Source organism: Laspinema palackyanum D2c (genome assembly GCF_025370875.1).
Classification (GTDB): domain Bacteria; phylum Cyanobacteriota; class Cyanobacteriia; order Cyanobacteriales; family Laspinemataceae; genus Laspinema; species Laspinema palackyanum.
In genome coordinates, this window is sequence record NZ_JAMXFD010000002.1 from 211,726 (window position 1) to 237,512 (window position 25,787).

Here is a 25,787-nt window from a genome sequence, read left to right on the forward strand (position 1 = left end):
ATTCAACCCAATTCACTCTAAAGATATAGAGGGAATGCGTAAGTCCTGTTTATTGGCGGCGATCAACTCTAAAACCTTTCATGGCCCGGATTAACAGCCCGTTCATAAAACTTGACAATTTGGAACTCGTATCACCCCAATTCCCCTGGTAAAGTAGTACAATAACTCCGAGCATTGGGGTAAAAATCATCAGATTGCCGATGTCAGGACACCACGGAATCGCTCGGATTCAATGGGGTAATCCTCGGGTATTTAAGAACCCGGGACCTCTCAACTAGAGCCTCCGAGTTCTAGGATAACTGTCAGGTTCAGATGGCATTCGGTCTCGTTGAGTCTATTTCTCAGTTGTCGCGTATTCAATGAGGGTTAATGCAATCATGTCTAAAGAAAAACCGATTCTCTCCATTGTTACCCCGACCCGGGGCAATTTTTCGGACTACTGGTTAGAACAGTTACTCAACGTCAAAGGCGATCGCATTCAATTTATCCTGAGTTATTATCCAGGAGTTCCCATTCGTCCGATTGACGATCCCCGCGTGCAAACTATCGTCAGTCCCTATAAAGGTGAAATGATGCAACGCTTTGTGGGCTTATTGAATGCGACAGGAGAATACATTGTAGCCTTAGATGATGATGATTTTATCCATCCCGAAATTTTACAACTTACGGTGCAATATTTTCAGAAATTTCCCGATAGCTGGGTTATGCGACCTTATATTTCCAAAATTGATTACCAAAATCAAGCCGAACTCAGAAAATCCTGGGGAGAAATTCCCGACATTGAGGCACTCACATCACCGCCAATCGACCCCTCGAACCCTCCAGAGCAACTCCTCAAAGAGGTCCCCATTATTCCCCTAAATATTCCCATTAACTGGGGTACGATATTCTTCCCATATTTATTCTCCCGAACCGATGATAAAGGCCCGCATATTGAAAATTTTAACAATAAAGTGTGGCAAAATAGTCGGGTGCAAGCCATCCTCCCACAAATCGCCCAGTCCACCCAATTCGGCATTCTGACTTGGATTCCTAGGTCAGCCTTCGATCGCTTAGTAGGGGTTTTTTTACAAGCCTATTATTATCAACCGGATATCCAGATTGGGCACCGCCTTCCTGAAGGGACTGAACAGATTCGCTTTGCAGATAAAGACCCCACCTTAAAACCGCCACGTTTTCATGCCGCCTCGGATTTTCTATTGTTCAAAACCTTTCCCCAATACGGATATATCTGGAATTTGTTTTTTGCCAAACTGTATGGGGTTCCTAGGGCCTTTGCAAAATTGGCCAAAAACAAGATACAACGAACAAAAATCCGGTATTGAGTCTGCACCCCCCTCCCGATTTAACCGCCTTTCTCAACCTACCGTAGAATCGAAAACCCATCTCTTGTCCTATTGATTGAAGAGGTTAACGATGCCCCAGATTGTCCATCCCCTTTTCTAAGATTGTGTCAGGAAACCCAGTTATCTTCGTTGTCATATAAAGATTTCCCAGAATATGCAACAAATCATTAAACAAACAATCTGGCAATGTATTTCTGCGGTCCAACGTCTTTTTTTAGGCTCCCTAGGCCAAAACTCTAAGGTGAATATTCAGGCCAAAATTCATGGATTTACTCATAATATTTATATAGGCGATTCGGTCAATGTTGGTCAATATGCCACTATCTTTTGCGACCAAGCAAAAAAATCTATTCGCATCGGCAATGAGACCAATATTGGGATGTTTACCATTATTAAATGTTATGGCGGGAACATAGAAATAGGAGATTATTGTAGCATTAATCCTTTTTGTGTGATTTATGGACAAGGGGGATTAAAAATTGGAGATTATGTCCGCATTGCACCCCATGTTGTGATCGTTCCTTCTAACCATCGGTTTGAGGACCCAAATATTCCAATTGTGAAACAGGGATTAACGACAAAAGGGATTGTGATTGAAGATGATGTTTGGATTGGAGCCGGTGCAACTATTTTAGATGGTTGTACCATTGGCCGGGGCTCGGTGATTGGTGCAGGAACCGTTTTGACAAAAAGTGTAGAGCCCTATTCAATTGTGGTCGGTGTACCCGGAAAAGTTATGGGGAAAAGGGGCGAAAAAACACAGTGAATCGCATCGGCGAGGAGAAGGCTTTTCAATCATGTGGACTGAGACTGCTCAGGCTCTGCACTGGGGAACAGTCTTCAGAACAGGGGTCCGCCTGATTGATATGAGGACCGAGTTGTGAACCCCAAAAAAATGTGGCTGTACCTGAATTCAGGACAGCCGCCCAAGCTTATTCTGGGTAGAATGTGAAGTTTTCTTAACTTCAAACTAATCGAGGGCGTCCCCTAATTCGGGGTCCGCTTCCAAATTGTCCGGATCGACATAGTGACAGGAATTTTCGACGCAAATCAGCGCCCAGCCAGAATCTTCAATCCCCATCAGTTTATAAGAGGCTTCTTGAACGAAAAATCCTTTATGATTACGGGTTTCGGGTTTGACAGTAACGTTATCCATAGTCATTTCTACTCAACTCCTTGTTTAAAATGCAGATTTGCGATTAACCTGTTTCTAAAGGTTTATCGCTAAGTTCATCAAATCTTATCATTAAAATAACCCGTTTTTTATTAAGTTTTTCAAAAAAATATGAACAAATATAAATACTTAGTCTGTTCTGGGTGGTAAGACTTGAGGTAGTTTACCCCAACCCCAGGATATAGAACAAAAATGGGCGATTGAAGTGACATTTCCGTTCCAATCTGGGCCGATCGCCAGGGCTTCTGGGAAATCTTAAAACTTTGTTAAAAATTGACTGAGAATTGTCCAGGGGCTGCACCCACCAGGGGTTGTCACCCTTTCTTGGGATCACGGGTTCCCGGGGAGTGCTCCTCAATTTGTCCTGAGAAAATGGCGGTGGGAATGAGTCCGGAGGCGGTGGAGTCGGGAACGCTCCAAAGTGGGAACTATTGGAGTGACATCCGTGATCACGGACTTGAGTCACAAGACTATCATTTCATGTTAAACCTAAAATTAATATCGTGCAGGAGAGGGGATGCCGTAACTGATGAAGAGCCCATTATTAACAGCAGTAATCCGAGGGAATAAAGTCGGGGCGATCGCACCCGGGCAAACCCTGACCACTCAAGTCTTAATACCTGTCATCCGAGGGAGTAAGGTTGGGGCGATCGCCCTCTTGCAGACCCTGACTGCGACCCTGACCCTCGCACAACCTCAACCCCCGATAGAAACTACCAGCTTTTTCTGTGGGACCGTTGAGGGAATTCCCGCCACAATGGCGCGTACCCCTAACGGGGAAATGCCGATGGTGATTTGGGATAAAAATGCCATCAAAGACCCGGAGATTAACGCTCAACAACAGTGTGAGGAAGTCTCCAGGCGCTTTCAAACCTACTATGACAACGGGACCCTCAACTATATTACCAGTGGGATTATGAACGGCCAACTGGTCGCCTGTGTTGCCCCAGGAGAAAATGAACCCTGTAGCGGGATATTGTTTCCCCTCAGTGGTGGCAGCAATCCCCGAGGAATGTTGCAACGGATGTTCCGAATTCGGGTGGCATCCGCAGGACCGATCGCCGAAACGACCGATCGCCTGTACATTAGCTTTGACAAGTATTTAAACGGGGAATATCCCCAACTCCCAGCCTTGGGAAGTCGGACTCCCCCAGTCCCTCGTCGAGACGTTCCCCAATAACCGGGAGGCAAAACAGTATGAAATGGTCTAAGGCGGGTTTATCAGCGGCGATCCTGGGGGTAGGGGCCGTAATTTTAGTAGCACAGGCCCCCATTTCCCTACCCCAAACTCAGGGAATTGAAGAACAGGCGATCGCGGCAATGGGTCGCGATGTTTCCGTCGTGATTAATGGCCAAAATCCCGGTTCTGGGGTGATTATTGCCCGCAATGGCAATACTTACACCGTACTGACGGCCAAACACGCGATCGCCACCCCAGATGAGTATGCCATTCTCACCAGCGATGCTCAAACCCATCCGGTCGATTATCGCACAGTCACAAAACTGCCCGGAGTCGATTTAGCCGTGGTGGAATTTACCAGTTCCAACCCCTACCGAGTCGCTCATTTCGGCAATTCTGATGACGCAATGGAAGGGGCGACAATTTATGTATCCGGTTGGCCCCATCCAGGACGAGTGATTACGGAACGGATTTATCAAGTTGCCAAAGGAACCATTTCCGGTCGTCCTCTCACAGCCTTAGAGGATGGGTATGGGTTGATTTATACTAATATCACCCGTTCGGGAATGAGTGGGGGTCCGGTATTTGATAATCAGGGCCGGTTAATTGGCATTCACGGACGTGCCGAAGGGGAACCGATTTACAATCCGGATACCGGAGATACGGTGGATGTCAAATCCGGGTTTAATGTAGGGATGCCGATTAATACCTTTGTGAGTCTGGCCGGGGAAGCGGGGATAAATTCACCTCGCTTAGGGGATAATTTTGCTGCTGCCAGTCTGACTCTCCCGGCACATTCGGCCTTGGTGTTAGCGGTGGCAGTCGCCCCGGACAATCAGACGATCGCCAGTGGGAGTCGAGATGGCATTATCAAACTGGCCAATGGGAATACCGGCCAAGAAATCCGCACCCTCACCGGCCATACCAATGCAGTAACAGCTCTCACGTTTAGTCCCGATGGGCAAATTTTAGTCAGTGGGAGTGAGGATGGGACGGTCAAACTATGGAACCGGCAGTCTGGGGAACTGGTGAGAAGTTTCCAAGGCGATCGCTCCTTTGTGAGGGCAGTGGCCTTTAGTCCCGATGGCACTCTCTTGGCCTCCGGCAGTGCGGAAGATACAGATATTAAACTCTGGAATCCCCAAACCGGAGACTTAACTCGCACCCTCACCGGACATTGGGACTATGTGAATACCGTGGCCTTTACTAGGGATGGCCAACTCCTGGTGAGTGGCAGTACGGATAAAACCATCAAACTCTGGAATCCCGATTCTGGAGAAACTATCCAGACCCTCACCGGAAATGCTAACCGGATTACATCCGTTGCCACTGCGCCTTATGGCAACCTCGTCGCTGCCGCCAGTGCAGAAGATGGACTGGTGAAAGTCTGGAATCTTCGCACCGGGGAATTGCTGCATACCTTAACGGGTCATAGGGGAACCGTTTATAGTATTGCCATTGACCCCTACGGCCATATTCTCGCCAGTAGTGGAATGGATGGGACGATCCAAATTTGGAACCTTTATACCGGGAATCGGGTGCGAACTCTGGAGGTGAAAAATTTAGGGAATAGCTATCAAAGTCCAGTGTTTTCCCTCGCCTTTTCCAGGGATGGTCAAACCCTGGTCAGCGGAGCCGATAATGGCCTGGTTCAATTGTGGCAAATTCCCCAACGTTAACTGTATTTTAGAGTTAATTTAATCTCATGTTTCAGAAGTTGTATTTTGGCCTTTCTACGGTTTTATTAAGCGCTCCAATTGGAGCGTTTTATACGGAATTCGGTTGTGATAGATCTTTAAAAACGAGTTAAAAAGGAGTAGGCCCTTCGACAAGCTCAGGAGGCATTGCCCACCTGCACAGAAAGGTGGGCAGTGCCCACCCTACTACTTTTGTGACCGGGAGTTATGAGAAAGGGGGTTCAGGTGCGGGGAGTCAATTTTTGAAGGGTTGGCGATCGCATCCTTAAATTTAACTAACTTACAAAGGAAAACATGAGTCGCACTTTTAGTTTCAATTTTTATCAAACCACAGCAGCAATTGTCATTCCTGCTATCATGAGCGGTGTCATGCCGATCGCCCAGATTCAAATTACTCAAGCTGATATTGCCACCCTGACGCAGCAAGTTACGGTGGTAATCAACGGCCAAAATCCCGGTTCAGGAGTGATTATCGGCAAGCAAGGTAACACTTATACGGTGTTAAGCGCCCATCATGTGGTTGCCAGTCCTGATGAGTATCAAATTGTCACAGCAGATGGCGTACAACATCCGCTCAATTATACCACAGTTCGGAGATTGCCGAATTTAGATTTAGCTTTGGTTCAGTTTACCAGTAACCAAACTTATGCGATCGCCCAGATAGGAGATTCCGATATCGCCCAACCGGGAACCTTGGTATATATCGCGGGATGGCCCCATCCGGGACTTGCGATTACGGAACGGATCTTTCAAATGACACAGGGTCAAATTTCCGGGCGAGCGCAGTCAGGAACCGAGTCCGGATATGAGCTAGTTTATACTAATATCACGCGATCGGGAATGAGTGGCGGTCCCGTTTTAGATAGCTTGGGTCGTCTAATCGGCATTCATGGACGCGCTGAGGGACAAGCAATTTATAATCCCGATACCGGAGATACGGTGGATATCAAATCCGGGTTTAATTTAGGCATTCCCCTGGATAGGTTTATAGAATCCATTGAAGCGCTGGACCCAACGATTTTATCCAGCAATCCTTCTTTTGCTTATTCCCTTTCCAAACAAGGCGATCGCCAGTTAATTGATAACCAAATTCAACCCGCCATCGCCCAATATCAACGAGCTTTAGCCCTGGACCCGAATTATCTCCCGGCAGTATTTGGGCTGGGACAAGCGCAGTATGAAGCGGGAGAAACCACAGGAGCAATTGCCCAATTTCGCAAGGCGCTTGATTTATCTACCCAAGGAATCATCCAAATTCAAACTGTTTCCTCCACCCCCCAACAGCAACTCATCTTAGCCGAACTCAACGAACTCCACGGAAATGTCCAAGTTGCCCTCGCCAGTGCTTTATATGCCAAGGGTGAAACCAAAACAGCCCTTTCCCTCATCTTTGAACTCTTTAATAAACCCGAAAATTGGCAGGGGAAATTAATCTTGTTAGAACCCAAATTTTCTTCTCCTCGGCTCCAATCTGCTGCCCAAACTATTGTGTCTGTAGGGCAAGAGATTGTCACCCAAGGGGTAGAGTATTTGCCCCTGGAATTAAACCTGGCTCAAGCGCTTTATGAGCGGGGTTTAGTGCAAGAGGCAATTCCTTATTTAGAAACTTTATTTGATAAAAATCCGCAGGATGCGCCTCTAAAAATTGCTTTAGCAGCAGCCTTGAATGCCACCGGAAATCGGGAAGGGGCAAGCCGTTTAGTTTCCGAGTTGCAGTCGGAATATGTGGGTCAATTTCGAGATGAAGACTTCGAGTTTTTGTTGAGGGGACTGTGGAGTAGTCGCTTACGGGAAGATGTCACGGAAATTTTAGCTTACTATCGCCCCAGTGGCATCCGCACAACGTCGCCGGAATTTTCTAACAGTACCCTATTACATTCTGCCGAAGATAGCGATCGCGCTGATATCGAGTTCTTATCCCTCTCTGGCGATGGTAAAATCCTCGTCAGTACCAATGGCGAAGGGACAATTAAAGTCTGGGACATTGAAAAAGGAACCGTTCGTCATACCTTCTCTTGGACAGGTAACTTCCGGGATGCGATCGCCCTCAGTCCCGATGGACAGTTGCTCGCTGTAGGCATCTGGGACGATACCGATAATACCGCCAAAGTCCAACTGTGGGATACTCACACCGGCGAAGCCGTGCGAACTCTCACTCACATCAGTGATGGAATTACCGCAGTTGCCTTCAGTCCCAACAGTCAAACCCTTGCTAGTAGTGCCAAAAATATTATACTCTGGAATGTGAATACCGGCCAAGTGCTAAACACCTTGCCGGGAAACTCACCTTACTCTAGTTATTCCCTCGCCTTCAGTCCCGATGGCAACCGTCTCGCCAGCAGCAGTGTGGAACTGATCCAACTCTGGAATTCCAGCAGTGGCGAACAGCTGAACCGCATCGAACTCTCCGGGGAACATATCGTCAATGGACTGATATTTAGTCCCCAGGGTAATCTCCTCCTTAGTCGAACCGATCAGGGTATTCAGTTTTGGAATCCCAGCAACGGGACTGCCGTCAGTCGCCTTCTTGAGGGTCAAAAATACGCCTTGAGTCCCGATGGACAAACATTGGCCCTTTGTGCGGGAAGCCAAATTTCCCTCATCAATGTTGCCTCAACCCAAGTGGTTCGGACTCTGCCGGTTCCCTCAAGTTGTTACCAACTGGTGTTTTTACCCGACGGCAAAACCCTCGTCAGTGGGGGAGATGGCGGTAAAATTGAACTATGGGATATCAATACCCCTACAAGCTGGAACCCCTCCTTGGGCCTTTCCTAAGAGGAGAGGGAGGTATAAGGAACACATATTTTTGCTCAGAGGGAGAATGAGGAACTTTTTTAAGGGCGGGAGTGGACCGAAAACATATATGTTCATTAACATCTTAAATGGATCTGAGGTATAGGAATTAGTGATGAGAGGAGAAGTGAAACCACAATTATTTGCGTTGACAATTCTGTTTTTATCACTGGGGTGGATGGAACTGACTCGCGCCGAAAATGCGACTCACCTCCAGCAATTGCGGCAAACCAATCAATGTCCGAATTGTGATTTGCGCGGAGTCAATTTGTCTCGGGTTCAACTGAGGGGGGTGAATCTCACGGGAAGCAATCTCACCGGGGCGGATTTTAGCTATGCTGACTTGGAAAATAGTGACTTGCGCGGGGCGAATCTCACCGGGGTGAATTTTAAGGGGACTATTCTCTCCGGTGCTCGCCTCGATAGCACAACCCAAATTGATCGCAAATGGCGAATGGTTTGGGAACTGGTGTCCCAAGGGGCGCGGGGACGAGATATTTCCGGGGCTGACTTATCTCATGCCTATCTACATAATGTGAATTTCAGTGGCGCAAATCTGGCGGGGTCCAACTTAACTCAGGCTGAATTAAATGGTTGTAACTTAAATAGTGCGGATTTAACCGAGGTTAACCTCACAAATTCTAATTTAAGCCGTGCTAATCTCACGAATGCCAACTTAAAAGGGGCAAATTTACGGGAGGCTAATTTGCAGGGGGCGGATCTAAGTGCGACAGACTTGAGCGATGCCGACTTGCGGGGGGCGGATTTAACTCGCGCCGACTTGCGAATGGATTCGGTTTGGGGATATACTCGGTTACGCGGGGCCAATCTGGATGGGGTGAATGTCTGTGATGCGGTGATGGATGAGGGGTTAAAAGTGGAGTTGAATTGTCGGTGAGGTCATTGAGGGGCGATCGACGCTATAACAGAATAACAGAAATAGAATCCCCAAGCACCCGAGAAAGGGCCAAAAAGCCGCTTTCTTGTCCCTGGGCCCTCATACTATCCCGATGCTCTAGTCATGTTAACCCCAAGGTAGTCTCATGCAGTTCCCTTTCAGTCGTCTTACGTTCATTCCGGCGATCGCCTTGCTGTCGGTCCCTGCATTTGGATTCTCTGCGCCTCTGTTGCCGCAAATCCCCCCGGTGAATAAGTCCGAACCCTCCAGTGAACTCTTCCATGATACCCCTCCCCTCCTGGAACAGGGAATCGAGCAATTTCGCCAAGGAGACTTTCAAACCGCCTTGCAAACCTATCAGCAAGTCTTACAGCGACATTCCCTCGAAGGCGATCGCCTCCAGATGGCGGCTGCCATGACTCAGATTGGGGAAGTTTATACTGCCCTGAGTGATTATACCAAAGCTCTCGAACAATTAGAATCGGCCCTAGCCATTCGTGAGGAATTGAACGATCGCCCAGGAGTGGGAGAAACCCTCAATCATATCGGGTTTGTCTACAGTCGCTTAGGAGACTATCCCCAAGCGCTACAAATCCATGAACAAGCGTTAGAAATTGCCCGAACCTTGAACCATCGCCCCATTGAAGGGGAAGCCTTACATCACATTGCCGCCGTCTATGCGGCGACGGGAGAGTATCAAAAAGCGGTGCAATTGTATCAAGAAGCCCTCGTTATTCGTCGGTTCGTTGGAGATAAACGCGATGAAGGACGGACCTTGAATAATCTTGGGGGCCTGTATTACAATCTGGGAGAAGCCCAACGCGCTTTAGATTTGTATGAACAAGCGCTGAAATTGCGAGAAGAAATTGGCGATCGCGCCGGAGTGGCGCGGTTATTAAGTAATATCGGGTTGTTATATCGCCAATTCGGCCAAGGCGATCGGGCATTGTCATACTATGAACAAGCCTTACCTATTTTAACAGAAATTGGAGACAAATCCAGCTTAGGCAATACTTTAAATGGATTAGGGGTACTCTATGAAGAACGAGGCGAGTATCAACAAGCCTTGTCCGTTTACAATCAATCCTTAGCCATTGCCGAAGAAATCGGCGATCGCCCCGGCATGAGTAAAACCCTGGACAATGTAGGGGGAATTTATTATAGCCTGGGTCAATATCCCCAAGCCCTGACCTTTTATGAACGGTCTTTAAGCCTCCGCCAAAGCCTTGGCGATCGTCCCGGCATGGGAACCATTTTGAATAATTTAGGCGGGCTTTATTACCGTTTGGGCGAGTATCCCGAAGCCCTAGAATTGTTACAACAAGCCTTAACCATTCGCCAAGAAATTGGGGATAAATCCGGAGAAAGTCGTAACCTAGATGCCATTGCGATCGTCTATGAAAAGCTCGGTCAATATACCGAAGCCTTAGACCATTATCAACAAGCCTTAGAAATTGCCAACGCCATTGGCGACCCCACCGCCCAAGGCAATGCTCTCGAACATATTGGCGGCGTTTATCTCAGTTTAGGACAAACCGCCCAATCCTTAGAATTTTTGCAACAAGCCCTACAAACCTTTCAACGCATTGGCGATCGCGTTGGCATCGGACGGACCCTCAATAGTATTGCTTCCGTCTATTATCGCCTGAAACAATATCCCCAATCCTTGGAATTTCTCCAACAAAGTCTCCAAATTTTAAGAGAAACCGGAGACAAAGCCGGAGAAGCGATCGCCCTGGCTAATTTAGGCAGAATTTTCCAAGAACAAGAAGATATTGTCTTAGCCACTGCCTTTTATAAAAAAGCGGTCAACCTTCATGAATCCATCCGTAAAGACATCAGAGTGCTGTCAATGGAACGGCAACAATCCTTTACCGACACCGTAGCCGATACCTATCGTCATTTATCCGATTTATTGCTCCGGCAAGACCGCATTTTAGAAGCCCAACAAGTCCTAGACTTATTAAAAATCCAAGAACTGGATGAATACCTGCAAAATGTTCGCGGCAACGAACAAACCGCATCCGGAGTGCAATTTTTACCGGAAGAAGAAAAACTCGCCGAGGAATATTTGACCCTTCAAGGACAGGCGATCGAACTGGGGCAAGAATTAAGCCAATTACAAAGCATTTCAGAACCCGAACGAACCCCAGAACAGCAAGCACGGATTGCCGAACTGGACCGCACGTTGCAAACCCTGCGCCAAAAATTTGACCGTTTTCTCGAAAGTCCCGAAATCATCGAAATTGCCGCTGAAATTTCCCGCAAAACCAGTGGAGAAAACCTGGATTTAACCAATCTAGCGCAATTGCAAGCCTCATTGCAACAGTTAAATCAAAATGCCGTTTTGCTCTATCCCCTCATTTTAGAAGACCGCATCGAATTGATTTTAATTACGCCTGATAGTCCTCCCCTTCATCGGTCAGTTGCGGTAAATAAAGCCAATTTAAGCCGAGGCATTACAGAGTTTAGAACTGCCCTCACCGTCCCCTCCAAACGAGCCAATACTGATATTCCTAAAGTGGCAGCCAAGCAGTTATATAATTGGCTAATTGAACCTTTTCAAAGTGAACTGGACCGTTTAGAGGTAGAAACCATTATTTATGCTCCTGATGGGCTGTTACGTTATATTCCCTTAGCCGCCTTGTATGATGGAGAAAAATGGTTGGCCCAGCGATATCAAATTAATAATATTACGGCTGCTTCATTAACTAACTTTAAGGTTACTCCCCCAAAAGACCTGAAAATATTAGCGGGTGCATTTACTCAAGGAACTTATAGTGTTGAAGTGGGAACGCGACAATTAGCGTTTTCTGGGTTACCTTTTGCCGGAAAAGAAGTAGAAAATTTGGCGGCAACTATCCCTGGAACCATGAAACTCATTGATTTGGACTTTAATCGAAGTGCCACCACTTCGGGAATGAGCGATCGCAATGTGATTCATTTAGCCACTCACGCCGCTTTTGTCAACGGTCAACCGGAAGATTCATTTATCATGTTAGGCGATGGCGATCGCATCACCTTACGCGACTTAGAAGACTGGTCCTTACCCAACGTCGATTTAATCGTCCTCAGCGCCTGTCAAACCGCAATGGGGGGACAAATGGGGGACGGAACAGAAATCCTGGGATTTGGCTATCAAATGCAAAAAGTCGGTGCAAAAGCCGCAGTCGCCTCTTTATGGTCCGTAGATGATGGCGGAACCCAAGCCCTGATGACCGCTTTTTATAATAGTTTAAAAACTGGCCAAAACAAAAGTGCCGCACTTCAAACCGCTCAACTGGCCTTACTAGAAAGCGATTATAATCATCCCTATTATTGGGCTTCTTTTATCCTAATTGGCAATGGCTTTTAATGACAGTCCCTCATCACCCTCATGGGTCTCAATGATTCAACCGATAAAATGCTAAAATAAACGAGTGGGAGCATCTTGATTCCGGTTGGTAAAAGTAGTTAAAAGTAGGGTGGGCAATGCCCACCTTTCTGTGCAGGTGGGCATTGCCCACCCTACTCGTTTTTAAAGACCTATCACAACCGAATTCCGTATGATACCTAATACTTTTAGGGAGCCAAATGCTCCCACTCTTTTAAAAAATTATCCAATCTTCTCTCCATCCTGGCGCGGGAACTTTCTCCCTGTAGCCGTACCCTTAAAGGTGTCGGCTTTTACAGAAAGTATGAATAGAGTATTGGGTATAATGAGCTGGAAATCAGCATTAAAACCCGGTTTTTTTGTGCTAAAAATTGATAACGGGTCCAATGCTTTGGACCCAATGTAGATTATAGGGACTGAATCAGACTTTAAACCGAGATAAATATATGACAACTGCCCTAGAAACTTGGACTCACAACACGATCGCCGTGAATGGAATCACCCTGCATTATGTCACCCAAGGGGAAGGACCCTTGATGCTAATGCTCCACGGCTTTCCCGAATTTTGGTATTCCTGGCGACATCAAATACCCGAATTTGCTCAAGATTATAAAGTCGTTGCCGTGGATATGCGCGGGTACAACGACAGCGATAAACCTCAAGATTTATCAGCCTATCATATCCAAGAATTAATCAAAGATATTGAGGGAATCATTACCGGATTGGGGTATGAAAGCTGTGTCTTAGTCGGTCATGATTGGGGAGGGGCGATCGCCTGGTATTTTACCTACAGTTATCCCCAGTTAGTCGAAAAACTCATCGTCCTCAATATTCCCCATCCCGCCAAATTTGCCGAAGGACTCCGCAGCAACCCCCAGCAAATCCTTAAAAGTTCTTATGCCTTTTTCTTTCAGATTCCCCTTGTCCCCGAGTTCCTCTTTCAATTCAATGATTATCAGGCCATTGAAACGGCATTTCAAACCCAGGCTGTGGATAAAGACGCCTTTTCCCCGGCTGATATTAACGCCTATAAAAATGCGGCCGCCAAACGGGGTGCCCTGACTGCCATGCTCAACTATTACCGGAAAACCTTATGGGAATTAGTTTTTGACAAAGAGTGGAACCTCTTAGAAGTCCCCACCCTGATGATTTGGGGAGAAAATGATACCGCCCTGGGGAAAGAATTAACCTACGGAACTGAATCCTACGTTCGGAATTTACAGATTCGTTATATTCCCAATTGTAGCCATTGGGTACAACAAGAACAACCGGAACGGGTGAATCAGTATATGCGGGAATTTTTATCAGAAAGCGGGGAAAAATAATAGGTTTCACAACTCAATTATTTTGGGGGCTAAAGCCGACCAACAACAGATATCACCCAGGGGGGAGGGGAAGTACAGGGACTGCCCCTCCCCCGTTGTAAGACGGACTTAAAAAGGCATTGGCATCAATTGGAGGGTGCCGAGATTGATATCTTTGGGGGAGAGCGATCGCACCTCAAACAAAGCCAACATATCCTTCTTTTGAGGATTCCCACGGCTTGCTCCCGTCAACCCCATTGCAATCACCAAACCACAATATCCCTTGGTTTTCTTACAGCGGCCATCCCACTTTTTACGCGCCGCAACGTGAACCGGGTCATCTTCCATAAACTCCCCAAACAGAAAGAGTTCACCATTTTCTGCTTTTAAAATGCCCAAATCAAAGCGATTACCGCCCAGGGGGTCTTCACCGGGATTAAAACCAATTCCGGTTACTCCCCCAACTTCTTTTAAGGTTTCAATCATCGCTTTCGCCTTGGGTCGAGAGGTTTGAATTAAGATAATGGGCAACCCATCGCCGCTGGCATGAACTTGAGCGGATTGAAAATGAGAAGCTGAACCCTCTAGTTCTTTCAAAATTTCCCAAGGAACGACCCCGAGACTGAGGAACGAGTTCGGTGGCACCAAATCATCGCGTAACAAGGGTTCATCATCATCCTCGTCCTCATCATCCTCATCTTCCGTGGCACTCATACTCATTTCAAACAGTTTGGCAGCCAGTTCCGGCATCGTGCTTACCGTCACCGCCACATTCTCGGGACCCTGGCGATCGCCCCCTGGGGGAACCGGAATTTGATAGCGTTGGCTCAACTTCGGGAACTTGCCGCCAGTCAGCTTGCGGCGCACAGTGCGGAAAAAGCGCGCAAACCCATCCAGGGCCAAAATTGTCAGCAGGGCCTCCTCATCATAGAGAATAGCCCGCATTCCTTCTAAGGGGTGGAGATTGCCAAAAGTGGGATGGATCTCGCTAGGAGGAAGATCCGAGAGGTCGATATCGTCATCTTCCTCAGCCCCTTCAAACGTAATAAACAGGCAATCTTGGGATAAAAAGGCTTCTTCTAACCGTTCCGGCGATTCATTGGCAATCACCCGCTTTCTAAACTGAGTTAGGGATTCCAGGGACCGATATAACAGAATCCCATAATCCAATCCCAGCATCCCCATGACACAGGCATACAGGGTTCCCATATCCAACCCTTCCAGCTCAATCGAGATAATTTGATGATCCGCCAGACATTGCCAGGGACCTGCCTGCCAGACTTCATAAGCTTTGGCTTCTAAACTCTCCACATACTGCGGGGGTAACAGAGGCGTTTTGCGATCGACCACATCCTGAAACCCGCGAAACAGTTCATCAATCAGGGGGAGGTCCGGCACATACTCGATGGAAATGCCCAGGTCCTGAAGGACGCCTCGGAGAAAAAACTGGATTTCCCGGTCCTTGACCACGATTTTCTGGGGTCGCCCAGGAAGAGCTGGACTGTGAGGGTGTTCCATAGCCCTGAGCAAGGTGCGAACCACCGCTTCGGGACCCGTATCTGGGGAGACCACATCCATCGACCGGACGATTCCTTGGGACCCATCCACCCACATAATGCAGTCCCCGCCGTTTTCTGAATCATAATCCGCTAAAGCCGAGGAGCCTATAGGCAGCGGTTCGGACATCGGACGGCGATCGCCTTCCCAAACCGAGGGAATTTGTTGCAGTTGTTGTAAGCGACGAAACGTAGAGCGGTTTAAACCTGCCATAAACAATTCATTATAAGGTGTACGCACAGATGATTAAAATAGCCAGTTAACAGGTCAATCAGTGAACCTAAATCAATTTAAAACTAGCTCGAATTCCCCCATTTTCTCCCCCAGGGCTGCGGTGGAATCTTCAATAAATCGGACAAGAAACCCTCTGACTCTATCTAATTTTTTGCTCAATGGTACAGAGGAGAAACCCCAAACCCGGTTTGTCTTCCCTCTCCTGTATCGATATCATCAAGTAGGGTAAGCCTGAACCCTTCCTCCCTCCTAGTCAAGATATTTATTCCTTATTTCCATCCTTTGTAAGGGATAGGTAGGGGAGAGGAGGGGCATGGGGTTAGGGGTCCGAGGTCCATTTATGGTTAATTTTATTCACCGACTGACTCTGATTCAAAACCATTGAAAACAACAATAAAATCTCCCAGAATGTCTCAATACTCTACAGAAATTGGGTCGGAGTTGTGGAGGAAGTCAGGACTAGGCATCCATTATGAATTCACACCACCTTGATAACAGTTCCACCCTTGTGAGGAACCGGCTGATTTGGTCTTCTTTATCCTTGCTGATTTCTCAGGTGTGTCATCGGATGGTTACCCTCTCCCTAGGTTTCCCTACTGCCGTGCTGCATTCCTCGCTACAATGAACGTAGAAGAGACTAAAGCCCTCTCAGTATAGAACAGCAACACAGACAACAGCATAGCTAGAACAGCTCAGTTAGAACCGGAATAAGGAGACCAGTAAACGAATGACACAAGCAACAGAGCCTCAACAACGCGGAATTATCGTCACCGATTCTGCCATGAACCATATTAAGTCCCTGCGGAGCCAACAAGGGGGGGAAGACCTTTGTCTAAGAGTTGGTGTGCGCGGGGGTGGCTGCTCCGGGATGTCCTACACGATGGATTTTGAACAGATCCAGAATATTCAACCCAACGATGAAGTCTTCGAGTATGAAGAAGGCTTCAAAGTGGTTTGCGATCCTAAGAGCTTGCTTTATATCTATGGCATGGCCCTTGACTACAGCAATGCCCTGATCGGCGGTGGTTTCCAATTCACCAACCCCAACGCCACTCAAACCTGTGGCTGTGGCAAGTCATTTTCTGCCTAACTGGCACCTCCCATTTTAACCTCTTTTGCAATCGCCACCGTCCCTCCTGATTCTCATAGACTCTAAGCACCCAGGTCAGCTTTCTGACCTGGGTTTACTATTTTGGGGCTTCTGTCGTCTCCTTGTCAAAGGCAGAATCAACCCAGAACCCAGAAACGACTAAAGTCGTGACTACAAACATCTCCCCATTTCCCAATTCTTCCCCATCCCCCCCATCTCCCAATTCTCGATGGCGGTCCCCCCAATCTCCCCGGAAGTGAAAAACCGGGCGGCCTTTTGGATACAATCGAACAACTGCATGAAAAGAACCGCTTATGACTGAAACCGTTGAATCTCAATTTACCAGTGGCGTGGAACGCTATAAAGCTGGTGAAGGCCCAGACACCCTGATTCCGGTGTTCCGGGATATCTGCGATCGCGCCCCAAAAAATAGTCCCGCTTGGACTTGTTTGGCGTGGCTGTATTTATTGGCCGATAAACCCACTCCCGCCTATAAAGCAGCTCAAAAAGCGGTCAAACTCAATCCCCAAGATGCTCAAGCTCAGGTTAACCTGGCGGTAGCAATGCTTGATAGCGGTCAAAAAGGCGTCCGCACTCACATCGAAATCGTCCAACAACTGATGATGGTTGCGGCAGAATTGCGGGATGAGGTGAAGGACAATATCGAGGAGGGATTGAACCGAAAACCGGATTGGAAGAGTTTACAACGGGTCAAAAACTGGCTGTTTGAATAAGCTTCCCCTTTGGACTGAAGTGCCAGAGGCGATCGCACTTTCCTAGACCTTTCATTTAATTTTTAACCTTCAATGCCTGCATGAGAGCCCTCTCCAATCTTCATGCAGGCTTATTTATTTTTACCTCTCTCATCCCCTAGGAGACGACGGAGTGCGTCACTACGAACGAAAGAAGTCGTTTCTTCCCCTCTTATGTTTGTAGTAACGAAAGAAGTCGTTTCTTCCCCTCTTACGTTTGTAGTCACGACTTTAGTCGTTTGTTAACCGTTGTTTGTAGAACTCACGCCAGGGTGATGATGCCTCACTCCGGTGCAAAATCTACCCTCCCCAACATCCTCCTCAAGGGACCTAGGCTATTTTCCCTTTTTAGCACCTAAAAAACTGTCCACTATCAAGGATCTTACCCGGATAATTTTTTTTTCCAGAGTAGATCATTATTAACCCTCAACAAACTCTGACTTTTTGGGTAAATCATCCCATGAACTGATTTGTTAAATCAGTTTTTACCCTCATGGATTAACCTCATGGAGTTTGTAAACTTTTCTTGAATTTTAAACCCGTTCAAGAAAAGTTTACCCGGCCTCATTTCTTTACCACTTCATCAGCATTTACCCCTTTTATTTTATGAGTATTTCTCGCCCCTATAAAGATTTGCCTTGGAGTTGGGATACCAAATCCCCAGAAACCTTACAAAATGACTGCCAATGGCTTGAATCCCTAGTTAAAAATTCGGCTCCCTTTTCCGATGGATGGGTGAAAGCCCGAATCGTGCAGCTTGCCTATAAGTGCCCCAACTCTCCGGATTTTCCCCAATCGAAAAACCGGGGAAAATCTGCCAACCGAAAGCCCATGAGCACAGCCCAGCTTTTGGCCTACGGCGGCAAGCTTTCGGAAAAAGAAATTGTTGAGGCGTTACAGTGGGAATGTGGGCAATACTGCCAAACTCACCCCGTCGCCGACTTTTCTTATTTTCACAAAATGGTGGATGAAAAGTATGTGATGGCGACGCTGAATAGTTGGTGCGATCGCCATTTTTCGGAAAAGTCTGCGCGTAATTTTGAGATCTACCAAGACCTAGTTTATCCTAATGTATTTTTAGTCATTAGCACCGCCCCCATTTCCCTCTATGTAGACCGTCAATTGCCTCCCCAGGACCGATTCCGGGCTTTATTTAATGTGGATGAATTCGCCGAAATTGTCGGGGAGGGATTTTGCGATCGCATGACCCTCCGCACCCACGGCTATGCAACCTCTGCCGCCACGTTTTATGATTTATTCAGGAACGAGGCTAAAGCCTTAAATCGCCAAGAGTCTTCCCCGGATAGCGGGTTAAAAGACAATCATTTTTATATTGGATATCATTGGCCGAGTGAACAACCCTTTACCAGTCCGGGATTATGGAAGGATTTCTCCAATAATTGGGGCGTTATTTTCAAATTCTCCTTTGTGCTTTCCGGATTTGCGGGCATTATTGGCACCGGATTGTATGGGATGGTCAAATTGCTCGGACTTCCCCTGTTCAAAGGGTTAGAATTCCTGCCTCTCATCGGTCCCATTTGGAAGGGGATCCAGTTGAGTGCGGTGGGTCTGCAATGGTATTGGGTGGTCCCACCCTTGTTTATCCTGTGGGTCCTGTTGATGCAGTGTTTGCGGGTGTTGGTTTATCAGCGCGATCGCTACCGGGCGATTCACTATGGTGCACCGGATTTAGCCGAATTCTTTTGGCGCTTAGACCGCGCTCTGAATCCCCAGGCAGTTAAAACAAACCAAGATAAAAAAACAGCACCTTTAACGCCGGTCTTAGGCTCGATTGAAGCGGAAAATCAGGGTTCTGTGTCCCTGGCAAATCATGCCGTTTCTGGGTCTAAGGCTGAGATTGGGGTGAACTTGGTCGGTCATAGTATGGGAGGACTGCTGCTGGTCAATACTCTGCGAATTTTGTCCGATCGCTTTGGCAAGGATGAGGAGGACATTGAGGATCCAGATGGGGGAGAGTTCAGCAAGATTGGCGATCGCCTGCGACTGGATAAATTAATTTTGGCCTCCCCGGATATCCCCCTGGAGTTCCTCCGGGAGGGTCGCAACAATTACGTTCGGTCCGCCATGCGTCGTTGCCGTCAAATTTACCTGATGTCAAGCGATCGCGATATTATCCTGCGCTATATGCCAACCCTCGGCAACTGGTTTAGTGAACCCAGCATCGAAATGTCCGCCTATCGTCTAGGAAATGTCTACCTCCAACCCTTAGACGATCGCTACCCCGATACCAATTACCGCCCTTACATTCGCAATGTCTTGGTCTCCCAAGCAGCGGCCAATCCCACGTCCGCTTATGACCTGTTTGAGCGCTTTAACTATATCGACTGTTCCGAGACGATTGGCGTGAATGGCATCTTTTGGCCCCTGAAGTCTCATCGAGGATTGGCGATCGACTTGATCAATACCCTGATGTTTCTCCTGAGTCTGACCTATAGTCGAGTCTTCGGCCAACTGGATTTACATGGGGGCTACTTTTTAACCCACACTGCCACCTTCAAGATTTTGAAACTGCTGATCAGTCTCAATCAGTCCGAATCTGAAATCAACGAAGGGATTCAAAAGTTGATTCCAGGCACAAAGATCCGGTTTTTACCCCGTCAACCCTTTTTGACGAAGGATTAATACGGAATCAATCCGGTTGTGATCGGTCTATAAAAACCCGCACCCTTGAGGGTGCGGGTTTCTGTGTTATTTGAGTTCAGGGCGTTGTTGACAGAGGATAAACTCAGCGATCGCCAAATCCATTGGGGTGGTCACTTTCAAATTAGTCTCTTCCCCGGGGACAATTTGCACCGGCAAGTCACATTTTTCAAATAATGCCGCATCATCAGTAACCTCCCATCCCTGGGATTTTCCGCGATCGTGGCACTGTTTCAATAAGGCAACTTCAAATCCCTGGGGGGTTTGGGCGGCCCAGAGTTGCTGGCGATCAGGGGTTTGTTCAATGGTTTGGGAGTCCCGGGCGACAATTTTAATGGTGTCTTTGACCGGAATCGCGGCAATTAATCCGGGACAATGGCGGAGGGCCTCGGCACAGCGATCGAACAGGTCCGGGGTTGCCAGACACCGGGCCCCATCATGAATGAGCACATGGGTCGCTTCTGGCGGAAGTCCCTGTAATCCGTTGTAAACCGATTCTTGGCGGGTGCTGCCGCCTTGGATGAATTGGACAGGTTTGTTGGGAGGATTGGCGGCTAAAATCGCTTCAAAGTCGGGCCAGTCTTCCGGTTGACCGATTAACCCAATCCAACGAATTTCGCGGGAGGCATCCGCCGCCTCTAGGGTCCAGGCAATCAAGGGGCGATCGAGCAATGACAGGAGGAGTTTATTGCGGTTGCTGCCCATTCGTCGCCCCATGCCAGCGGCGGGTATCAATAAATGCACGGTAGTTCCTCTAAAGCGTTTGGTTACAACAATGACGAGTGAATAATAATAACTAGAGTAGAGGCCCAGGGGCGATCGCAACGGTTTTTAGCGAATTTCTGGCCGGTGGTGGGGTTGAGTCAGAAGATTGCGGATCCGATTAGGTCTCTCATCGCTTAGAATGAGTCTGTTTAGTAAGCTCCATCAATTGAGATGCGAATACTGGCCCTTGTCCCAGGCGGAATCGGCGACCAAATTTTATTTTTCCCGACGTTGGATAGCCTAAAACGGTTATATCCCAACGCTTACATAGATGTTGTTGTGGAGCCTCGGTCGAAAGGTGCTTACCGGGTATCCAAGTTTTTTCATGACAAGTCCCTCCAGGTGCTGCCGTTTGATTTTAAGGATCGCAACGGGTTGGCGGATTGGGGGAATTTGCTGGGGATCATGCGCGATCGCGAATATGATGCGGTGATTTCCCTTGGACAGCGTTGGGTGGTGGGATTATTGCTCTGGTTAACAGGCATCCCCATCCGAATTAGCTACTCGGATTTGGGCAACTCCTGGTTGCTCACCAACCCAGTCCCGCTGAAAACTGAGCAGTATGCCGCCGGTATGTACCACGACTTGTTGCAGGGTTTTGGGGTCTCCATGCCTTGTCCGGAGCTCTGTGTGACCCTGCTCAAGGAGGATTTACGCTGGTCCGATGACGAACAGCAAAGATTGGGCGTCAAAGACAGCGGTTATATTCTGATTCATGGGGGGGCCAGCCAACTCTCCCAAATCAAAGGATTGGATAAAATTTATCCCGTTGAAAAATGGCAGCAGATTATCCAGGACCTGCAAACCCGTCAGCCCCTGCCGGTGGTCTTGATCCAAGGGCCAGAGGATAAACCCTTATGCGACAAGTTGGTTAGGTCCTGTCCCGGTATTAAGGTGACTTCACCCCCGGATGTGGGTAAGTTGGCGGCAACGATCGCCGCTGCGAATTTGATGCTCTGTACGGACAGTGCGCCGATGCATCTGGCGGTGGCGGTCCAAACCTATACCATTGCCTTGTTTGGCCCGACAGACCCCGCTAAATTGCTCCCTGCGGGCGATCGTTATATCGGCATTCAATCTTCTACGGGCAGAATTGCCGATATTTCACCAGAGAAGGTCCTAGAAAAAGTTTGGGGAGGCTAAACCGAAGATATTGGGAATTAAGAATTAATCATCTTTCATAACCAGGTCTGACCCATAACCGCAGAGGGTAGGGGCAGTTCATGTACTGCCTCTACCCTCTGCGGTTACATCCTCCTGTTCAAGCCTCAGTCCTGATAAAATTCGGACTGATTAATTTTTAATGATTGTTGACTCTCCTTAAAAATCCCTGATGAAACCCGCAGTATTCCTGGATCGAGATGGCGTTTTAAATCAAGAAGTTGGATATATTCACCGCCTTGAAGACCTGAATTTGATTCCCGGTGTGGCCGCAGCGGTCCGCCACTTAAATGACCGAAATCTCTTCTGTTGTCTGGTTTCCAACCAATCGGGTCCGGCGCGAGGATATTACCCCGCTTCTCATGTTGAAGCGCTGCACGATCGCCTGTGTTACTTATTGGACCAGGAAGCGGGGGCCCGCTTGGATGCGCTTTATTATTGTCCCTATCTAAGTCCTCCAGAAGGGGGGACGGAACCCGAGTTTACCCGGTGGACCACTTGGCGTAAACCCAATACGGGAATGTTAGTCGCGGCAGCGTGGGAACATGATTTAGACCTGAGTCAGAGTTTTATGGTGGGAGATAAGGCAACCGACGTGGATATGGCCCATAATGCGGGTTGTACGGGGATTTTGGTGAAAACGGGCTATGGCGATCGCGTGTTGGGGGGTCAATACCAACACCACACCCATCCGGATTTCATCGCCTCAGATTTAGCAGAGGCGGTGCATTGGATTACTCAGCAGGGGTCCAAATCGGGGAGGATTTAGGGGCGATCGGCCCTGATTTATCCCGTTCCTAATAGGCCCCCTCTTTGGCAAACACCACCTTCACCGTCTGGAATAAAATCTGGAAATCCAGAGACACAGACCAATTTTGAATGTAGGTCATATCCAGGCGGAAGACTTCCTCAAAATCCACAATATCCGATCGCCCAGAAACCTGCCATAATCCCGTAATTCCTGGCAGGACTTCATGGCGCATAAAGTGATGTTCTGAAAAGCGTTCCACATCTCGCAAGGGGAACGGACGAGGACCAACTAAACTCATCTCCCCATTTAAAACATTGATAATTTGTGGCAGTTCGTCCAAACTATACCGTCGGATAAACTTGCCAACTCGTGTGATCCGGGGATCATCCTTCATTTTGAACATAATTCCCCCGGCCATTTCATTCTTCGCTTCCAAATCTTTTTGTAACTGTTCGGCATTCGTCACCATTGTCCGAAACTTCCAAACTTGGAAATGACGGCCTTTTAATCCCATTCGCACTTGTTTGTAAAAAATGGGACCGGGGGAATCCACCTTAATCAGTATTGCTAACAACAGCAACCCCGGACTAATTAAAAAGATAATGATGCCCGCAGCGACTAAATCAAATCCCCGTTTGATCCAGTAATCCCCCCCAATAATCGGCGGCGATCTAAATCTCATACTCGGGATGCCATTGACCATCTTAATCTCTGACCACTGAATCGGCAGTTCCAGTCCCAAGGGGAGAATTCTCAGGTGAATCCCGGCGCGTTTCAACTCCCAATACAGGTAAATTTGGTCTCGGACTGAGAGTTCCGAACAGACAAACACTTCGCTGACGGCTTTTTCCCTCAGTCGTTGAATCATCTCCGACCAATCGTGGCTTTTTTCTCGGATCGAGAGGTCTTCTACATCACAAATTTTGTATTGTTTACTTTTAACAATAAATCGTTTAGCAGTTTCAATATCTTTGGGTTTACAAACTAAGCCAATGCGCTGACGGATTGCACCTCTGTGCCGCAAATAAACAATGGTTAAATGCAGGATTAACCGCTCACTCAGCACAAAAGCGATCGCAAAGATCCAAGATAGCAAGAAGGTTGAACGAGAAATGACCGCTTCGGGTTCGTAGAGGTAGCCAATAAATAATAAAACACACTGGGCAAAGCTCAAGGATTTGATGAGATTAAAAAAATCTCGTCGCCGATCATCGGTGCCATAAAGTCCCGCTGACGCGACAATCCCCAAGGTAATCACCAGAATCGGAATTAAAAATCCGGGATTGTCATTCTGAGTGGCTATCAAGCTAAAGGCTCCAACGGGAGTGCCGAACTTGTCCGCGAGTAGCCACGCATAGCTCAACATCACACTATCGAGGACAATTAACAGGATAATCCGGAGTGAGCCAATGCCCGTCCCGCGACTGAGCTTGGCAATGAGTGGAGCGCGTATATCAAGTTTTCTTTTATCCATTGTCTTGTCGGATGCACCGAACCGAGGTTAATACTCTTGGTTGTAGGATGTCTATTCTTGACCCGATGTTCTTTAGAGTAGATGCCCCCCTCGACGACGCAAGTTTTGGATTTGCCATCGCTAAGACTAAAATAAATAGAGCGGTTAGTCTGTAGTATGCACCGACTTCATTCCTGGCTTAATTAACATAAATTGACACCCTTTATTTTTGAACGCGATGAGCAAAAGCCGGGGGAATATTCCAGGGAATTCATGGACTCTATTATAATGATCTCGGGAGTGGTCCATACTAAACTTGACAAAAGAGTTCAGATTGTCATTCTGTTGCTGGTTTGAACGATACCCTAAGTGGCAATTTAGGGAGAGGTTGAGAACTGAACCTTGGAGGGTGGAAGAGGGGGTTAGATGCTCCCATCCTTGTCTGATGAACGGTGTCCGGTGATTGGGGTATTGTTTGCTATTGAAACGTGATTTAGGCCGATCGCCACAGCGGCCTGCCGATGACTTGAGTGAAATATGAACCTATCCCCTTGATTATCTCAGAGGTTATTCACGCCGAACATGGGCAACTAGACTCAATTTATAAAAAGTATTTATAGTTCAGCTCGTCAATGTTAAAAAAAAGGTGCAAAAGCAGAGCCTACATATCCTAACTCGCTCCTGTTGTCAACCCTCAAATGGCAGAGGTGAATGATCCCTGGATTCCGGTCTGGGCGGTTTTGCGCCGGTTCAAACCTGGAGGGGCCAACCTAGGTGGCCCCAGGGTTACGGGGAGCAAAACCAGCAGATGGGGTGGTCACTCCCCGGGTCCCTATTGTTCACGGTTGCGGGATTACCGAGAGAGTTCGACACTCACCTCATTGGGAGCACGCCGTTTAAGATCAATCGATTCCGATCGCGGCAGCAAGTCATACACTTGACGCAACACATCATCAATGGACTCGTAAGAAACTTGTCCCTTGCCGTCATAAACGACTTTACCCTCTAAATCCAGGACAACGGTTTGAGGAACAACCCCAGAATAATAGTACCCAGGTTCCGTGGGTGCATATTCATCCTTGACGGGAATGGCATCCACATTCAGGGGTAAAATATCAGCGGCCCTTCCGTAGAATGCCTGAATCTGCGAAACAACGGCGGTGTATTCCTTGCAATCACTGCTGTCATCGAGGAAAAACACTAACACCGTGGCGCGATCGTCCCGGGAGAGAGACTGTTCTAGGGAGACTCTCGGTGGGACTAAGGAACCATTGCCACCATAGAGGGCGTAAATATTGCCATCAAAGTTATCATCGTTGAGACCGGCGATCGCCCCTGGGGTGAGCATCAACCACAGACAACTCACCATTGCGATCGCCACCACCAGTCGTTTCGCCATCACTCGACATAAGTCAACGGCTAAATTTAGAGATTTCTTGCCACGGATGCTACCAGTACGCAACCCAGAATAAAACATAGAATACAACATCAACTCTCGGGGAGACTCCTGCAATTGACTCTATCAAGTTTTGCCAGTTCTTGACGCACTTGCTTCAATCTCATCTTAGCCATTGGCAATACTCAACTCGGCAATCCTC

Annotated in this window: 19 protein-coding genes; 13 read left to right on the forward strand and 6 right to left on the reverse strand. The window is 47.8% G+C overall.

All coding sequences use genetic code 11. The annotated features are described in order from the left end of the window. The first annotated feature begins 377 nt into the window (after window positions 1–377). Together NG795_RS03700 and NG795_RS03705 are read left to right on the forward strand one after the other, a co-directional pair. A complete protein-coding gene (locus NG795_RS03700) occupies window positions 378–1,325 on the forward strand; it encodes a glycosyltransferase (protein ID WP_367287323.1) in 948 nt (315 codons plus the stop codon). Window positions 1,326–1,500: 175 nt separating this feature from the next. Then, a complete protein-coding gene (locus NG795_RS03705) occupies window positions 1,501–2,112 on the forward strand; it encodes an acyltransferase (RefSeq protein WP_367287324.1) in 612 nt (203 codons plus the stop codon). 204 nt (window positions 2,113–2,316) lie between these two features. On the opposite strand, the gene NG795_RS03710 is transcribed toward NG795_RS03705, so the two are convergent. Further along, window positions 2,317–2,508 carry a hypothetical protein gene (locus tag NG795_RS03710; RefSeq protein WP_015147765.1) on the reverse strand — a complete coding sequence of 64 codons (192 nt, stop codon included), beginning with the start codon at window positions 2,506–2,508 and terminating at the stop codon, window positions 2,317–2,319. Between the two features lie 541 nt (window positions 2,509–3,049). Here NG795_RS03710 and NG795_RS03715 point away from each other — a divergent pair. The 6 genes from NG795_RS03715 (at window position 3,050) to NG795_RS03740 (ending at window position 13,786) form a co-directional block, all read left to right on the forward strand. Continuing rightward, window positions 3,050–3,700 carry a COP23 domain-containing protein gene (locus NG795_RS03715; RefSeq protein WP_367287325.1) on the forward strand — a complete coding sequence of 217 codons (651 nt, stop codon included), beginning with the start codon at window positions 3,050–3,052 and terminating at the stop codon, window positions 3,698–3,700. Between the two features lie 17 nt (window positions 3,701–3,717). Beyond that, entirely contained in the window at window positions 3,718–5,379 is a 1,662-nt protein-coding gene (locus NG795_RS03720) for a WD40 domain-containing protein (RefSeq protein WP_367287326.1), read from the forward strand. Between the two features lie 312 nt (window positions 5,380–5,691). Then, window positions 5,692–8,172, forward strand: a complete 2,481-nt coding sequence (locus NG795_RS03725) for a trypsin-like peptidase domain-containing protein (RefSeq protein WP_367287327.1) — start codon at window positions 5,692–5,694, stop codon at window positions 8,170–8,172. 145 nt (window positions 8,173–8,317) lie between these two features. Further along, a complete protein-coding gene (locus tag NG795_RS03730; RefSeq protein ID WP_367287328.1) occupies window positions 8,318–9,088 on the forward strand; it encodes a pentapeptide repeat-containing protein in 771 nt (256 codons plus the stop codon). Between the two features lie 145 nt (window positions 9,089–9,233). Further along, window positions 9,234–12,443, forward strand: a complete 3,210-nt coding sequence (locus NG795_RS03735) for a CHAT domain-containing protein (protein ID WP_367287329.1) — start codon at window positions 9,234–9,236, stop codon at window positions 12,441–12,443. Window positions 12,444–12,907: 464 nt separating this feature from the next. Then, entirely contained in the window at window positions 12,908–13,786 is an 879-nt protein-coding gene (locus tag NG795_RS03740) for an alpha/beta fold hydrolase (RefSeq protein ID WP_367287330.1), read from the forward strand. A 108-nt stretch (window positions 13,787–13,894) separates the two neighbouring features. On the opposite strand, the gene NG795_RS03745 is transcribed toward NG795_RS03740, so the two are convergent. Next, window positions 13,895–15,535, reverse strand: a complete 1,641-nt coding sequence (locus NG795_RS03745) for a DUF6930 domain-containing protein (RefSeq protein WP_367287331.1) — start codon at window positions 15,533–15,535, stop codon at window positions 13,895–13,897. A gap of 748 nt (window positions 15,536–16,283) precedes the next feature. Between NG795_RS03745 and NG795_RS03750 the strand changes: the two genes are divergently transcribed. Then, the gene (locus NG795_RS03750; protein ID WP_367287332.1) at window positions 16,284–16,646 is read left to right on the forward strand and encodes a HesB/IscA family protein; all 363 of its coding nucleotides are present in this window, start codon (window positions 16,284–16,286) and stop codon (window positions 16,644–16,646) included. 97 nt (window positions 16,647–16,743) lie between these two features. On the opposite strand, the gene NG795_RS03755 is transcribed toward NG795_RS03750, so the two are convergent. Continuing rightward, window positions 16,744–16,932, reverse strand: a complete 189-nt coding sequence (locus tag NG795_RS03755) for a hypothetical protein (RefSeq protein ID WP_367287333.1) — start codon at window positions 16,930–16,932, stop codon at window positions 16,744–16,746. A gap of 28 nt (window positions 16,933–16,960) precedes the next feature. Between NG795_RS03755 and NG795_RS03760 the strand changes: the two genes are divergently transcribed. Both NG795_RS03760 and NG795_RS03765 read left to right on the forward strand, forming a co-directional pair. Then, window positions 16,961–17,380 (forward strand): tetratricopeptide repeat protein, encoded by a 420-nt coding sequence (locus NG795_RS03760; RefSeq protein WP_261198352.1) that lies wholly within the window; start codon window positions 16,961–16,963, stop codon window positions 17,378–17,380. A gap of 624 nt (window positions 17,381–18,004) precedes the next feature. Continuing rightward, window positions 18,005–20,041 carry an alpha/beta hydrolase gene (locus NG795_RS03765; protein WP_367287334.1) on the forward strand — a complete coding sequence of 679 codons (2,037 nt, stop codon included), beginning with the start codon at window positions 18,005–18,007 and terminating at the stop codon, window positions 20,039–20,041. A 66-nt stretch (window positions 20,042–20,107) separates the two neighbouring features. Here the strand turns inward: NG795_RS03765 and ispD are convergent, their stop codons facing one another. Continuing rightward, window positions 20,108–20,803 (reverse strand): 2-C-methyl-D-erythritol 4-phosphate cytidylyltransferase, encoded by a 696-nt coding sequence (gene ispD, locus NG795_RS03770; protein ID WP_367287335.1) that lies wholly within the window; start codon window positions 20,801–20,803, stop codon window positions 20,108–20,110. 192 nt (window positions 20,804–20,995) lie between these two features. On the opposite strand from ispD, the gene NG795_RS03775 reads away from it, so the two are divergent. Together NG795_RS03775 and NG795_RS03780 are read left to right on the forward strand one after the other, a co-directional pair. Then, window positions 20,996–21,967, forward strand: coding sequence for a glycosyltransferase family 9 protein (locus tag NG795_RS03775; protein WP_367287336.1), 972 nt, complete (start codon window positions 20,996–20,998; stop codon window positions 21,965–21,967). Between the two features lie 190 nt (window positions 21,968–22,157). Next, a complete protein-coding gene (locus NG795_RS03780) occupies window positions 22,158–22,754 on the forward strand; it encodes a D-glycero-alpha-D-manno-heptose-1,7-bisphosphate 7-phosphatase (RefSeq protein WP_367287337.1) in 597 nt (198 codons plus the stop codon). Between the two features lie 28 nt (window positions 22,755–22,782). Here the strand turns inward: NG795_RS03780 and NG795_RS03785 are convergent, their stop codons facing one another. Beyond that, window positions 22,783–24,210, reverse strand: a complete 1,428-nt coding sequence (locus NG795_RS03785) for a sugar transferase (protein ID WP_367287338.1) — start codon at window positions 24,208–24,210, stop codon at window positions 22,783–22,785. A gap of 832 nt (window positions 24,211–25,042) precedes the next feature. Next, on the reverse strand, window positions 25,043–25,678 hold the full coding sequence (locus tag NG795_RS03790) for a thylakoid membrane photosystem I accumulation factor (RefSeq protein WP_367287339.1): 636 nt from the start codon (window positions 25,676–25,678) through the stop codon (window positions 25,043–25,045). Window positions 25,679–25,787 lie beyond the last annotated feature (109 nt).

Bases quoted from the DNA above. Each gene is read 5' to 3' on its own strand.
- NG795_RS03780 (WP_367287337.1), top strand. From the start codon at position 22,158: ATGAAACCCGCAGTATTCCTGGATCGAGATGGCGTTTTAAATCAAGAA.
- NG795_RS03760 (WP_261198352.1), top strand. From the start codon at position 16,961: ATGACTGAAACCGTTGAATCTCAATTTACCAGTGGCGTGGAACGCTAT.
- NG795_RS03740 (WP_367287330.1), top strand. From the start codon at position 12,908: ATGACAACTGCCCTAGAAACTTGGACTCACAACACGATCGCCGTGAAT.
- NG795_RS03750 (WP_367287332.1), top strand. From the start codon at position 16,284: ATGACACAAGCAACAGAGCCTCAACAACGCGGAATTATCGTCACCGAT.
- NG795_RS03785 (WP_367287338.1), bottom strand. From the start codon at position 24,210: ATGGATAAAAGAAAACTTGATATACGCGCTCCACTCATTGCCAAGCTC.
- NG795_RS03725 (WP_367287327.1), top strand. From the start codon at position 5,692: ATGAGTCGCACTTTTAGTTTCAATTTTTATCAAACCACAGCAGCAATT.
- NG795_RS03705 (WP_367287324.1), top strand. From the start codon at position 1,501: ATGCAACAAATCATTAAACAAACAATCTGGCAATGTATTTCTGCGGTC.
- NG795_RS03710 (WP_015147765.1), bottom strand. From the start codon at position 2,508: ATGACTATGGATAACGTTACTGTCAAACCCGAAACCCGTAATCATAAA.
- NG795_RS03775 (WP_367287336.1), top strand. From the start codon at position 20,996: ATGCGAATACTGGCCCTTGTCCCAGGCGGAATCGGCGACCAAATTTTA.
- NG795_RS03700 (WP_367287323.1), top strand. From the start codon at position 378: ATGTCTAAAGAAAAACCGATTCTCTCCATTGTTACCCCGACCCGGGGC.
- NG795_RS03765 (WP_367287334.1), top strand. From the start codon at position 18,005: ATGAGTATTTCTCGCCCCTATAAAGATTTGCCTTGGAGTTGGGATACC.
- NG795_RS03745 (WP_367287331.1), bottom strand. From the start codon at position 15,535: ATGGCAGGTTTAAACCGCTCTACGTTTCGTCGCTTACAACAACTGCAA.
- NG795_RS03715 (WP_367287325.1), top strand. From the start codon at position 3,050: ATGAAGAGCCCATTATTAACAGCAGTAATCCGAGGGAATAAAGTCGGG.
- NG795_RS03735 (WP_367287329.1), top strand. From the start codon at position 9,234: ATGCAGTTCCCTTTCAGTCGTCTTACGTTCATTCCGGCGATCGCCTTG.
- NG795_RS03790 (WP_367287339.1), bottom strand. From the start codon at position 25,678: ATGTTGTATTCTATGTTTTATTCTGGGTTGCGTACTGGTAGCATCCGT.
- NG795_RS03720 (WP_367287326.1), top strand. From the start codon at position 3,718: ATGAAATGGTCTAAGGCGGGTTTATCAGCGGCGATCCTGGGGGTAGGG.